This window comes from Rhodoplanes azumiensis (genome assembly GCF_042682915.1).
In the GTDB taxonomy this organism is placed as follows: Bacteria; Pseudomonadota; Alphaproteobacteria; order Rhizobiales; family Xanthobacteraceae; genus Rhodoplanes; species Rhodoplanes azumiensis.
Genome location: NZ_JBHUIW010000048.1, coordinates 1 through 11,894 on the forward strand (window position 1 = coordinate 1; position 11,894 = coordinate 11,894).

Here is an 11,894-nt window from a genome sequence, read left to right on the forward strand (position 1 = left end):
CGGCGCACCAGGAACAGAACGCCGCACTGCTGGCCCGCATCCAGCCGGCGGCCGACCAGGACAAGCCGAAGGGGCGCAAGTGATGCGGGCAGGGCTGGCCGCGTTCGCGGTCATCCTGGCGGCGACAACCGCCCACGCCGGCGAGCTGCGCGGCCGGGTGGTGGCCGTCGCCGATGGCGACACGCTCACCATTCTGGACGCCAGCCGACAGCAGCACCGTATCCGGCTTGCCGAGATCGACGCGCCCGAAAAGCGGCAGCCCTTCGGCCAGCGGTCGAAGCAATCGCTTTCCGATCTTTGCTACGGCCGGGATGCCGCCATCGAGGACGGCGGGCGCGACCGCTACGGCCGCACCATTGGCCGCGTGAGCTGCGCGGGCATTGACGCCAACGCCGAACAGGTGCGGCGCGGCATGGCATGGGTTTTCGACCGCTATGCGACCGACCGGAGCCTCTACGCGATCCAGGACGAGGCGAGGGCGGCCCGGCGGGGCCTATGGAGCGATCCTGCGCCGGTTCCGCCGTGGGAATACAGGGCGAAACGATAGGAAATGCACTGTTTTTAATGTTAAAAACAGTGCATCAATCGGGCTGATATTGACACTTGAGGGGCGGCTTTAGCCGCTGAAAAACTACTGGCCGCCGCGCCGCCGCCGGAAGGCCGCTAGGTCGATCACGTCCGCCGTGCGCCGCGTCGCGGTTTGCATCGGCGTGGCCGGGGCAGGGCGGCCGGGTTTCGCCTTGCGCTGCCGCCGGCGGAATAGTTCGACCAGGAACGACCCCAGGAAGATACCGGGGATGAACGGCAGCACGATCAGGACGCCCAGGGCCGAGGCCAGCGCCCGGAAGGGCTTGGCGAGCCACCGCAGCGGCCCGCGCAGCAGATCGGCCAGCAGGCCATCGAGCAGCCAGAGCGCCACGGCCAGGACGAAGCCGCCGGCGGCGACCGTCATCACCGCGCCGCCGCCGAACCAGGCGGCCAGGCCGACCAGCAGCAGATAACCGATGACGACGAAAACCCACATGGCCGCGCCCGTCAGCTATGGTAGGGGTTCGCATCGAACCGCCCGGCATACTCGGGATCGGCCAGGTAGTTCAGCCGGTCGAGCAGGTAGGGATATTCACCCTTGACCAGCACAATCGGCTTTTCCGGGCCGAGGCGCATCACCTCGTCAGGCGTCAGCAGCTCACGCCCGGCGAACTGCTGGCTTGTGCCCTTGCTCTTGCCGCTGTTCATCGAGCCGCCGCCGCCGGAAATGCCGGTGCCGCTGTTGCGGCCGCTGTTCTCTGTCTCGAACTCGATGGTTGCTTTGCCCAGGCTGTCGCTGATGTATTTGGCCGTGTCGTAGTCGTCCGTTCCATAAAACGACTTGGCGCTGTTCGCCAGGAAGGTTTGCCACTTTGGATAGACGCCCTTCAACTGGCTCAAGTCCTGGATGAACACCCAGAAGGCCAGGCCGTAGCCGCGCATCAGGCTAACCGCGTCCTCGATCTGTTTCATGTAGCCGAGCTGGCCGAACTCATCGAGCAGGAAGGCGACCCGGTGCATGGGTTGCGTGGTGCTCGACGTGATGGCCGCGATCACGGAGCCGATGAAGGCCCGGACAAAGCGGGCATTGGGGCCGATCTTGTTGGCGGGCAGCACCATGTAGACCGTCATCAGTTCGGCCTTCATGTTCGCCAGGTTGAAATCGGAGCGCGACACGGCCGCCGCGATCCGTGGATCATCCATAAAGGCCGTGCTCTTCTGCGCCGTGGAAATCACCGAGCCGCGTTCACGGTCGGGCATCCCCATGATGGTGTTTGCCGCCCGCGCCGGAAGGCCGAAAGCGGCCTTTTCGTCGGCGGCCATTTCGGCCAGGGTCTCAAAAAGCACTTCCTCGCCGGCGGTCAGGATGCGCCGCACTTCGGGCAGATTGCGCCGGCCTTCATCCAGGCCGGCAACGTGCAGCATCAGCCCTTGCAGCAGCGTCCGGGCCGACTCGTCGAAGTGCGCCTGCCCCTTCGGGTCTGGAATCACCAGGCAGTCAGCCAGCACGGCCGATTCACCGACGCATTCCGGGTCACTCGTATCGAGGCGATCCAGCAGGTTGAAGGCGTGCGCCTCGCCCTTGGTCACGCCGAACGGATCGACCACGAAAACCTTATGCCCCAGCTCGCGGCGGGCGCGTGCCGTCACGGCCGCGTTTTCGCCCTTCACGTCCAGCACCAACGCGCTGCCGGGGTAGTCCAGGAGGTTCGGAATCACCGCGCCAATGCCCTTGCCGGAGCCGGTCGGGGCGACCGTCACGACGTGGCCGGTAAAGCGGAAACGCTGATCGAGGCCGGCGGGCGCATCGGCCACCCGGCCCAGGGCGAAACCGGCGGGCTTGCCGGGCGCGGCCAGGTGCCCGGCCTGGCGGATTTCCGCGACCGTGCCCCACCTGGCCGACCCATGCGTGACCGGCTGCACGCCGGGCGTGGAAGCGGCCTGAACGGCGGCCGCGCCTATGCTGGCAGCGCCGCCCGGTTCGCCCTGCAATCCGGCCCGCAGATTGTCCAGCCAGGCCCCCAGGACGCGCAGCCGATGGCCCAGGGTGGAACCTTCGCCGAGCTTGGACGCCAGCGCGCCGCAGATGCGGCCGCCCTGCGCATACATGGCATAGGTGCCGACCAGGGTTGCCGCGATCATGGCCCAGGACGGCAGGAAGGGAACCAGCACGAACGCCAGCACCATTGCCGACCCCGGCAGCAGGTAGGCGAGGGCGGCCGCGCCCGCCAGCGTGACCGGGTTTTGCTTGCGCTTCACGGCCACCACGACCGCGCCGAGCATCAGCACGAACAGGACGAAGAAGAAGATGCCCCAAACTTCGGTGATGCGCCGGGCGAAGCCGCCGAAATAGCCGCTTGCCGTATTGCCGGAAAGCTGCTCCCGGCGCGTCGCTGCCTTCTGCTCGACCTGGCCGCGATACTCCGCTAGAACCTTGTCGCCTTCCGCCGCTGCCAGCCCCTTCACGAACTCAACGCCCCGCGTCACGGATTGCTGCACCACATTGACGCCGGCGGTAGCCGCCGCCGCCGGGCGCTGGCCGTCCAGACCGCCGGAAATCCGGGCGCTGAAATCGTCCAGGTTCGCCGCTGTTCCAAGGCCGGCATTCTGCAAGAAAAGGCCGAGATCAGAGCGGTACAGGCTAAGGATGTTCGCTGCGCCAACGGCGTTCCGGCTTGCCAGGGCGGCCGCTTCCATTTCCTTCAAGACGGGCAGCAATTCGGCCCACTTGGCGCGGTAGGCTTTCCAGTCTCCGGCATTCGTCGCCATCGACAAATCCTGCTGCCCAATGTCGAGCTTTTGCAGGTTCGCTTCATTGGCGCGGCGGGCATGTTGCAGATCGACGCGCCCATAGCGGGCGGCAACTCCGGCGGCGTTGTCGTCAATGGCCGGGGCGAGGCCGTGGGCCTTGTGAGCCACAGCGCCGGGCCATTCACCCAGGCCGTGCCCATCGGCCGCGCGTTGGCCGTGGCGGGCTTGTAGAGGCAACCAGGAACAGCAAGGGCGGCCAGGTCGCCGCCCTTTTCGCTTCCGGGCCTGCACCGTCAGAAATGGCGATGCTGGCCAGCCCTACCCGTCCAGGCCGTGCATGGCCCTGGCCCGCGCCGCGACTTCGCAGGCGTGCTGGATATAGGCCGGGTCGGCCGTAGCTTCGGCGTCGGCCAGGAATGCGGCCACGGCCTCGGCACTGGTCAGGAACTCGGCCGGGTCATAGGGCGTCAGCACTTCATGGCCGACCGCCGGCGCATCCACCCATTCGCGTTGCTCGGGCGGCAATGGATACTGGCCGGATGCTTCGGCTTCGGCCAGCAGCTCATCGAGCGTGCGGCGTACCTGGTCGGGCGTGACGGCGCGGGCCGGGTCGGCCTTCAATGCGTCGTAGGCTGGGCCGGCCTTCTCATGCAGCCAGCTTTCCAGGTTCTCCGGCGTGTCGTCAGCTTTCAGATCGGCCAGCAGCTCATCGACCGAGCCGAACGGCCCGGCAACGCGGCCGACGCGGCTATCTGCAATCGCTTCTTCGGTTTTCTTCCTGCCCATGTCCTATTGCCCCTTTCCGGCCAGGTGCGGCGGCCCTAGGAAATCTAGCAGGGCTTGGCGCGTGGCCTCATGGTTCTTGGTTTCGCACTCCCAAATCACCAGCACTTCCCACCTAGCGGCGGCGAGCTGCGCAAGCGCGGCCTTGTCGCGCTCTATGTTGCGTTCGAGCTTGGGAAGCCAGTAGGCGGCATTCGACTTGGGCGGCCGCCCTTCCCTGCACCCCGGATGCTGATGCCAGAAACAGCCGTGAATGAAGATCACTTTCCGGCGGCCGGGAAACACCAGGTCGGGCTTGCCGGGAATGTCCTTGCGGTGCAGCCGGTAGCGGTAGCCCAGGCCATGCGCCAGGCGGCGCACGGCCATTTCCGGGGCGGTGTTCTTGCTGCGGATGCGCCGCATGTTCTCGCTGCGGTTCATCCCCATGCGCTGGCCCCTACTTGCCCCGCTTCACGACCCACGACCAGCCGAAAGACTCGACCAGCTTCCGCGAGCGCAGCAGCTCCCAGCCCAGGCGCAGGGACTCGGCCCGGCTTTCGGCCGTCACGCGGCCGATGTACTTGGTAACGGTCTTTCCGTGGGCCTTGAATTGCAGATAGCCGTACAACTGATGCGAGCGAGAATAGTGCCGGGCAGCTACCGAGGCCGTGACGACCGTTCCATCGGCTAGGCGCAGCTCGCGCCGCTCAGGCCCGCCGGCGGCCTCGTCCTGTTCGCGCTGGCCGGCCGTCATGGCTCACACTGCCAGGTCAAGCGGCAGGTCTGAAATGTCTTTCAGGCGCTTGCCATCGACCATCACCGCCAGGAGGTCGGCCGCATCGTCCATGCCCAGGGCTTTCACGGTAGCTTGCAGCTCATACAGGGCGAAGTGATACACGCAATCAATGTCCCCTGTGCCCAGGGCGATAGATGCCAGGCGGCTCGGTGTTGGTTCGGCCGTGACGACCACCACATGCGGCAGACGGCCCTTGCGGTTGCGCACCAGGTTCAATGCTTCGGAACGGGCGTTTTGCGCCCGGTCGCTGCGGATCGTCCACTTGCAGGAAATGCTTGCATGCAGGAGCGGCAGGCCGCCGTTTTTCTTCCGCAGGCTGGCAAGCGTGGTCACGCTGTCATCGACCAGGCACGCCGGCGCATTGATGGCGCTGTCGTCCTCGGTGTCGCGCACGACCACGATATCCGGCGTGATGGTGTAGTCGCTTCCCAGGGCGGCGGCCAGTTCGGCATCGGCCTTGGCAGCCCGGTCAAGGGCGACCAGGTGCGCGTATTGCTCATACCGGGCGATTTCCAAGCGATTGCGGCCGGAGACTTGATGCACGTCCCAGGTGCCGGGGCGGAGGTGCCCCAGCTTGAGGAAGGTTTCCTGCACGAAGGCCGCGCAAATGCCCTCGAACTGGTTGCCCGAGGTCTGGCCCGCGATCCGCTCCCCGATGGTTTCGGCCTTGAGCAGATCGGCAATGCCCTTGGCAATCGCCTTGCTCGTCGTGTTGCTGCTGTCGGCGTTGCTGACCACCCCCGCGCTGTTGATGGTCAGGGTTGATTGAAGCAGCGAGGCATGGAACGCCTTGCGGGCTTCCACGAAGCCGGCGGCCGTCGTCATCACGCCACCTTGAAAATGCGCTTCACGGACAGGGCCGCGAATATCTGACGGGCCACGGCCGCAGCGACCGGCGGCGGGAAGGCGTTGCCGATCTGGCGATAGGCGGCCGTCTTGCGCCCGTAGAACTGCCAGTCATCGGGGAAGCCCTGAATCCGTGCCGTCATGCGCGGCGTCAGGCGCGGCATGCCCACGAAGTCACGCGGCGGGGCCTCGTCCCACAACCCCATGCCATCTACGCCGAGGGCGGCCCAGGCGCGTTTTGCGCGAGTCGGGCCGAGGTCTGGCCCGCCGTGCTTCTTGGAGCCGCCTACCAAGGTCGGGGCAATGGTGCTGGCCTGTTCGCGCCAGCGGTCAGCGCCACGCCAGCCGTTGGCGGCCATGAGATCGTGCAGCAATTCGCCCACAGTCGGCGGTTCAGTCTTGAGAGGTTCCGGCCAGGAGAACCCGGCGGCCAGGTCTTTGCGGATGCCCACGAACACCACACGCGGACGGAGCTGGGAAACGCCATAGTCCGAGGCATTGAGCAGCCGCCAACCAGGCACATAGCCCAGCTTCTTGAGCTGCTTTTCGACCTTGTTCCGGTAGTCGTCAAAGACCGCATCGAGCAGGCCGCGCACGTTCTCGAGCATCACCGCTTGCGGGCGGCACTCGTCGACCAGGCGGATAGCTTCGGGGAACAGATCGCGCTCATCTTTCGCGCCGAGCTGCTTACCGGCCTTGGAGAACGGCGGGCAAGGCACGCCACCAGCTACCAGGTCGATGCCTTGATAGGGGCGGCCATCGAAGCGGCGCAAATCGTCCTCAATGACGTTCCAGGCGGGACGGTTCAGCCGCAGCGTGGCGCACGCGGCCGGTTCCAGTTCGACCAGGGCCGCATGATCGAAGCCAGCCATTTCCAGGCCGAGCGCCTGGCCCCCTGCCCCTGCGCACATTTCCAAAGAATTGAATTGGCTCATATCGCTTTTCTCTTGGTTGATTGACGTGGCTTTCTGGCTGGCGACGCTGCGAACATATCCGGCTGCAAGCCGCCTTGGTGCTTGTCGGCGAACGCCTGCATGAACTCGCGCAGCACTTCCGACGCCTTCCGGTTTTCAGCCAGACAGGCCCCTTGGAACGCCTCGCGGAGTTCCCTTCCAACACGGATACGAAGGCCAACGTCTTTGCTCGACATAACGGCGGATTATTGCATGGATACACATTTGTGTATCCAAAAAGTTAGCCGGCCGTGTCGCGTAAATCCTAATTTTTGCGACACGCCCCGCCCTGCCCTTTTCTCTGGCGTCATCGCGTTGCAAAAGTCAGTCGCAAATGGTCTATTATTTGCGACGATATTTGCAACGAAGGGCGCACCATGAAAGACAAGCCGATGATCGGTTACGCCAGGGTATCGACCGACGACCAGGATTTGACGAACCAACGCGCCGAGCTGCACGCCGCCGGCTGCACGCGCATCTTTGCCGAGAAGATCACCGGCACCCATGCCAAACGGCCGGAGCTGGGCCGGATGCTCGACCACCTACGCGCCGGCGACGTGGTGACGGTCACGAGGCTGGACAGGCTGGCCCGTAGCACCCGCGACCTGCTAGACATTGCCGAGCAGTTGCAGGCGAAAGGCGCAGGCCTGCGCAGCCTGGCCGAGCCGTGGGCCGACACCACGACCCCAGCCGGGCGCATGGTGCTGACCGTGTTTGCCGGCATCGCCGAGTTCGAGCGTTCCCTAATCATCGACCGCACCAGGAACGGCCGCGAGGCGGCCAAAGCGCGAGGCGTGCAGTTCGGCCGCCGCCCTACCCTCACCCCCGGCCAGGTCGATCATGCCCGCGAGCTGCTGGGCGCTGGCCGCACGGCGGCTGAAACGGCCGAGCTGCTGGGCGTGCATCGGGCAACCCTTTACCGGGCGCTGCGCGGCCAGGAAACCAGCCAGGCCGAGGCCCGCCGGCGCGGCGCGTTTGTTGAGGACGCATTGACCGAGGCCGACGCGCTGGCCGCCGGCGACCAGGAGGGCATGAAGGCATGAGAAACGGACACTATCCCTTGCCCCCGCTTCGGCCCGAGCTGCAAGCAGCCCACGACGAGATGGACGCCAAGGGGGATTACTTCGCCTATGCCGTGTGCCGCACCCATGACGGCCAGGCTTGGGAAGTGACCACCAGGCAAGGCGGTATGTATGCCGCGCTCGATGGCCGGTATCTCGACCACGACGAAGCGATGGCCGCCGGCGTGGCCTGGCTGCTGGAACAGCTCGACCGCGAGCCGACCGCCGACGAGGCGGCCTATCGGGCGCTATGGGAGGCGCAGGACTTTAGCCGCTAAAGACCGTTTTTAACGGTCGCTTTTAATATTAAAAGAACGTTCAAAAAGTGCGCTAACCCTATTGACGCAACCGAGCCGGGTCGGCACAATTAGGCACTGTCAGTTAATATTCTTCTGAGGTGCCAATGTGATTATTACAGTAGGAAACACCAAGGGCGGCGTCGGCAAGACGACGTTGGCCGTTCAGCTCGCCATCGCCCGCGCCTTGGCAGGGCGCGACGTGTGGCTGATCGACGGCGACCGCCAGGGCACGGCAGCGGCGGCCATCGCCGCGCGGGCCGAGAGTGGCCGGCAACCGGGGATTGCCTGTGCGCAATACGCGGACGGCCCGGCCCTGCGCGGCCAGGTTCAGCAGCAGCGGGACAAGTGGCAGGACATCATCATCGATGCCGGCGGCCGCGACTCGACCGCGCTGCGGGCGGCGCTGATCTTGTCCGATGTGCTGCTGGTGCCGTTCGCGCCGCGTTCCTATGACGTGTGGGCGCTCGATGACATGGCGGCGCTGGTGGATGAGGCCCGGAGCGTGCGCGACGGCTTGCGCGCCTTCGCCGTGATGAACCAAGCCGACCCCGGCGAGCACTCGGCCGACAACGCCGACGCGGCGGCAGCCGTGGCCGAGGTTCCACAGTTCGAGTACCTGGCAACCCCGATCCGGCGGCGCAAAGCGTTCAGTAATGCCGGCGGCGCGGGCCTGGCCGTGTCCGAGCTGGCCCCCCGCGACCCGAAGGCGATAGCCGAGATTGATAGTCTCGTTTCATCGCTTTTTAATATCCAACAAATCGCCTAACGGGAGTTTTTAGCATGTCAATACAGCGCAAACCCAAGACCGCCACGGCAACCGCCGCCCAGGATGCTTTCATCCAGGGGGCACCCGACGCCAGCAAGGCCGAACCGGCGGCCGCCTATGAGAAGGGCATCCCCAAGGGGCACAAGCGGCAGATCACCTTGACCATTGCGCCCGAGCTGCTGCGCAAGGTCGATGAGGTCGCCAAGCGCACCGGCCAGGCCCGCGCCGCCGTCATCAACATGGCGATTTTCCGCGCCTTGGAAGGCGATATTTTCCAGAGCTAAACGACATTCATAAAGAATGAAATTAATATCCAAGGGCAACCCATGAGCATTTGCGCCGCTTTAGCGGCTAAAACCAGGGCGAAGAAGGCCGAGCGGATAGCGCAGAACCTGGCCCAAGCGGCCCGCGAAAACGCGCAGCTCGGTTTGCCGGCACCGTGGCGGCTCAATGGCATTTGGCTGGTGCCGCTCGAATCCGGCCGCGTGAAGCCCATAGGGCCGGCACCGTGGCGGCGGCCCAGCAGGTAAGGGGAGAACACATGACCAAGCGCAACAACGGCCCGCAGCAGATTGGCGACCTGGTGGGCGGCCTGATCGTGAAGGCGCAGGCCAAGGCAGAGGACAAGACCAGGAAGCCCCGCGCCGGGGCCAAGATCACCCCGGCCGGCATCATCCTGACCGAGCAAGACCAGAAGTTGATCGAGGCCGGCGCAGAGATCGCCACCAACCCGCCGAGCGGCGAGGACATGGCTTTCACCCATGCCGTGCTGTGCCAGGTCGGTTTGCCTCGCTCGAAGGTCGATGGACGCGAGTTCATGCGCCAGTCTGGCGCGGCCTGGGTCAATGTGCAGGCCGGCTATCTGGACGAGGGCAGGGGGCCGGTGCTGCAACCTATCCCCTATGGCGTCATGCCACGCCTGGCCCTTGCTTGGGTGTCCAGCTACGCCAAGCGCGACAACACGCGGGAAATCCCCATCGGTGACAGCGCGGCCGAGTTCTTGCGGCTCATGGGCATGGATGACCAGGGAGCGCGTTACACCACCTTGCGCCGTCAAATGCACGCCCTGGCCGCTTGCCGCCTGCAACTTGGATTCAAGGGGCGCACCTACAACGGCCAACCCGTCGAACAGTTCGATGCCTGGCTGGCGAATGGCGACGCGCAGCAGAAATCGCTTTGGCCCGGCACGATGGTTCTATCAGAGGGCTATTTCAACTCGCTGATGGATAGCGCCGTACCGCTGGACAATCGCGCCCTGATGGCCCTGAAAGGTTCCGCGCTTGCGCTGGACGTTTACACCTGGCTGGCTCACCGACTGCACCGCATCGAGGGCAGGGGCGTAACGCTGCACTGGAAGTCCCTGCGGGAGCAGTTCGCCCAGGAATACACCGGGAAGGATGCAGACAAGGACTTCAAGAAGAAGTTTGTGCCGGCACTCAAGAAGGTGCTGACCGTCTATCCGCAAGCGAAGGTGAAGCCCGTCACTGGTGGCCTGCTGTTGCTTGGCTCCCCGCCGCCCATTGCCCCTAAGAACGGCGGGAAGTTTAGCTAAACTCCGATAGATCAGACCCCCCCACACGCAGCACACTGGCCGCCCGATCAAGGCGGCCGCGTCGTTTCTGGCCGATGCCCCCTCCTGGCGGCCAATCTTGGGGATAAACCCTGTGGATAGCCGCACTTATCCACGATAGATCAGACCCCCCCGCTCCGATAGATCAGACCCCCCCACCCCCTGTTTTCTCCGATAGATCAGACCCCCCCAGGGTCGTTAGATCAGACCCCCCCTAAACCGGTACGGTTAAGCCTTTAAGTTTTCCTATAAATATTTGCCTGTAATTGGCAGGCCAAATCAGTGGAAAACTCAACCGACAGCGCGAACCGAAACGCCCAAGCGGCCTAACGGCCGGGGCACCCCTCCGGGGTTCCCCCACCTTCGGCGGCTCCCCCTCCCGTTCATCGAGGCCCCCCCAGGGGGGCCGATCTACCAGCCCCCCCGCCGCAGCTCCCCCGCTTCCGCCAAGATCAAGCATCCCAGCAGCTCAACGGCCGCAAAAGGCAGTCAGCAAGATGGGGCAGGCCGACCGCCTGCGCCTCGATCCAACAGCGTCACAGGACGGAAGGCCGCAAGGTTGGACGCCAAGAAGAGGGGCCGCCCCTCAAGAGTCAAATGGTCAACCTGGATCTGGCATCGCTAGAAATGGCGAGGCTGGTCAAGGTTGGCATCGGCCCCCAGCGCCGCCGGAGCGCGCCCAGGACGCACGATCACGCCCAAGGCCAGGGTTGGGCCGTCCGACCCTCGAAAAACGCCTCTACGGGCCTCCTATGCGGTCGGAATCCGCCGGGCCAGGTGCGCAGCGGCCGAACTGGCCGGGCGGGCGCGTAGTATTTTGCCCGTATACTTGTAAAATGTAGTATGTAGTAATATTATACAACATACTACAACGCTACATTTTTACAGGAGCGCATCATGGCCGTGACCAAAGAGCAGATTTTTTCCGCCGCTGACGAGCTGGCCGCCGCCGGCCAGAAGCCCACCCTTGAGGCCATCCGCCAGCGCACCGGCGGCAGCTACACCACCATTTCCCCGGCGCTGAACGAATGGAAGGCTCGGCAGGCCACGGCCGCCGCGCCGCTACGCGAGCCAGCGCCCCAGGCCGTCGCCGACCGGCTGGCCGAGGTCGGGGCCGAGGTGTGGAGCATCGCCCTGGAACTGGCGAACGCCCGGCTTGCCGTTGAGCGGGAGGGGCTGGAAAAGGCCCGCGCCGAGCTGGAAGCCGACAGGGCCGAGGCGACCGAGCTTGCCGACCGCCTGGCCGCCCAGGTCGATGACCTGCAATCCCGCCTGGCGTCCATCGAGGCGGCCGAAGCGGCCGCACGCGGCGAAGCCGACGAGCTGCGCGGCCAACTGGCCGCCGCCCAGGAACAGGCGCACACCGCCGAGGCCCGCGCCCAGGAGATCGAGCGCCGCGCCGGCGAGCTGCGCACGGAGCTGGACAGGGCGCACCAAGACGCCGAGCAGGCGCGCGAGGAACTGGCAGGCGTCCGCGAGGAAGCCGCGCGCCTGGCCGGGCAGCTCACGGCGCACCAGGAACAGAACGCCGCACTGCTGGCCCGCATCCAGCCGGCGGCCGA

14 protein-coding genes are annotated in these 11,894 nt (G+C 65.5%); 7 read left to right on the top strand and 7 right to left on the bottom strand.

Translation table 11 applies throughout. The features are described 5' to 3' along the window. The coding region (locus tag ACFSOX_RS23095) for a thermonuclease family protein (RefSeq protein ID WP_378480181.1) at positions 1-547 on the top strand (547 nt) is incomplete at its 5' end. Between the two features lie 84 nt (positions 548-631). Here ACFSOX_RS23095 and ACFSOX_RS23100 read toward each other — a convergent pair. The 7 genes from ACFSOX_RS23100 to ACFSOX_RS23130 all read right to left on the bottom strand — a co-directional run bounded on the left by ACFSOX_RS23100 (position 632) and on the right by ACFSOX_RS23130 (position 6,618). Further along, entirely contained in the window at positions 632-1,024 is a 393-nt protein-coding gene (locus ACFSOX_RS23100) for a hypothetical protein (protein ID WP_241167527.1), read from the bottom strand. A gap of 11 nt (positions 1,025-1,035) precedes the next feature. Then, on the bottom strand, positions 1,036-3,447 hold the full coding sequence (locus ACFSOX_RS23105) for a type IV secretory system conjugative DNA transfer family protein (RefSeq protein WP_378480182.1): 2,412 nt from the start codon (positions 3,445-3,447) through the stop codon (positions 1,036-1,038). 150 nt (positions 3,448-3,597) lie between these two features. Continuing rightward, positions 3,598-4,065 (bottom strand): helix-turn-helix domain-containing protein, encoded by a 468-nt coding sequence (locus ACFSOX_RS23110; protein ID WP_224776056.1) that lies wholly within the window; start codon positions 4,063-4,065, stop codon positions 3,598-3,600. 3 nt (positions 4,066-4,068) lie between these two features. Then, on the bottom strand, positions 4,069-4,488 hold the full coding sequence (locus tag ACFSOX_RS23115; RefSeq protein ID WP_111111088.1) for a very short patch repair endonuclease: 420 nt from the start codon (positions 4,486-4,488) through the stop codon (positions 4,069-4,071). A gap of 10 nt (positions 4,489-4,498) precedes the next feature. Continuing rightward, positions 4,499-4,795 carry a hypothetical protein gene (locus ACFSOX_RS23120; protein WP_059318886.1) on the bottom strand — a complete coding sequence of 99 codons (297 nt, stop codon included), beginning with the start codon at positions 4,793-4,795 and terminating at the stop codon, positions 4,499-4,501. Between the two features lie 3 nt (positions 4,796-4,798). Further along, the gene (locus tag ACFSOX_RS23125; RefSeq protein WP_111111090.1) at positions 4,799-5,662 is read right to left on the bottom strand and encodes an NgoMIV family type II restriction endonuclease; all 864 of its coding nucleotides are present in this window, start codon (positions 5,660-5,662) and stop codon (positions 4,799-4,801) included. After that, a complete protein-coding gene (locus tag ACFSOX_RS23130; RefSeq protein ID WP_008786764.1) occupies positions 5,662-6,618 on the bottom strand; it encodes a DNA cytosine methyltransferase in 957 nt (318 codons plus the stop codon). The genes ACFSOX_RS23125 and ACFSOX_RS23130 overlap by 1 nt, the downstream gene beginning before the upstream one ends. Before the next feature lie 395 nt (positions 6,619-7,013). Between ACFSOX_RS23130 and ACFSOX_RS23135 the strand changes: the two genes are divergently transcribed. The 6 genes from ACFSOX_RS23135 to ACFSOX_RS23160 form a co-directional block, all read left to right on the top strand. Further along, positions 7,014-7,679 (top strand): recombinase family protein, encoded by a 666-nt coding sequence (locus tag ACFSOX_RS23135; protein ID WP_077189557.1) that lies wholly within the window; start codon positions 7,014-7,016, stop codon positions 7,677-7,679. Further along, positions 7,676-7,975 (top strand): hypothetical protein, encoded by a 300-nt coding sequence (locus ACFSOX_RS23140; protein WP_170132857.1) that lies wholly within the window; start codon positions 7,676-7,678, stop codon positions 7,973-7,975. The genes ACFSOX_RS23135 and ACFSOX_RS23140 overlap by 4 nt, the downstream gene beginning before the upstream one ends. A 127-nt stretch (positions 7,976-8,102) precedes the next feature. Continuing rightward, positions 8,103-8,762, top strand: a complete 660-nt coding sequence (locus ACFSOX_RS23145) for a nucleotide-binding protein (protein WP_111111094.1) — start codon at positions 8,103-8,105, stop codon at positions 8,760-8,762. 14 nt (positions 8,763-8,776) lie between these two features. Continuing rightward, positions 8,777-9,046 carry a CopG family transcriptional regulator gene (locus tag ACFSOX_RS23150; RefSeq protein ID WP_111111096.1) on the top strand — a complete coding sequence of 90 codons (270 nt, stop codon included), beginning with the start codon at positions 8,777-8,779 and terminating at the stop codon, positions 9,044-9,046. Between the two features lie 257 nt (positions 9,047-9,303). Further along, the gene (locus ACFSOX_RS23155) at positions 9,304-10,314 is read left to right on the top strand and encodes a replication protein RepA (RefSeq protein WP_111111100.1); all 1,011 of its coding nucleotides are present in this window, start codon (positions 9,304-9,306) and stop codon (positions 10,312-10,314) included. A 915-nt stretch (positions 10,315-11,229) separates the two neighbouring features. Next, the coding region (locus ACFSOX_RS23160) for a DNA-binding protein (protein WP_378480183.1) at positions 11,230-11,894 on the top strand (665 nt) is incomplete at its 3' end.

Coding starts and splice junctions, on each gene's coding strand:
- ACFSOX_RS23100 (WP_241167527.1), bottom strand. CDS start 1,024: ATGTGGGTTTTCGTCGTCATCGGTTATCTGCTGCTGGTCGGCCTGGCC.
- ACFSOX_RS23110 (WP_224776056.1), bottom strand. CDS start 4,065: ATGGGCAGGAAGAAAACCGAAGAAGCGATTGCAGATAGCCGCGTCGGC.
- ACFSOX_RS23115 (WP_111111088.1), bottom strand. CDS start 4,488: ATGGGGATGAACCGCAGCGAGAACATGCGGCGCATCCGCAGCAAGAAC.
- ACFSOX_RS23120 (WP_059318886.1), bottom strand. CDS start 4,795: ATGACGGCCGGCCAGCGCGAACAGGACGAGGCCGCCGGCGGGCCTGAG.
- ACFSOX_RS23125 (WP_111111090.1), bottom strand. CDS start 5,662: ATGACGACGGCCGCCGGCTTCGTGGAAGCCCGCAAGGCGTTCCATGCC.
- ACFSOX_RS23130 (WP_008786764.1), bottom strand. CDS start 6,618: ATGAGCCAATTCAATTCTTTGGAAATGTGCGCAGGGGCAGGGGGCCAG.
- ACFSOX_RS23135 (WP_077189557.1), top strand. CDS start 7,014: ATGAAAGACAAGCCGATGATCGGTTACGCCAGGGTATCGACCGACGAC.
- ACFSOX_RS23140 (WP_170132857.1), top strand. CDS start 7,676: ATGAGAAACGGACACTATCCCTTGCCCCCGCTTCGGCCCGAGCTGCAA.
- ACFSOX_RS23150 (WP_111111096.1), top strand. CDS start 8,777: ATGTCAATACAGCGCAAACCCAAGACCGCCACGGCAACCGCCGCCCAG.
- ACFSOX_RS23155 (WP_111111100.1), top strand. CDS start 9,304: ATGACCAAGCGCAACAACGGCCCGCAGCAGATTGGCGACCTGGTGGGC.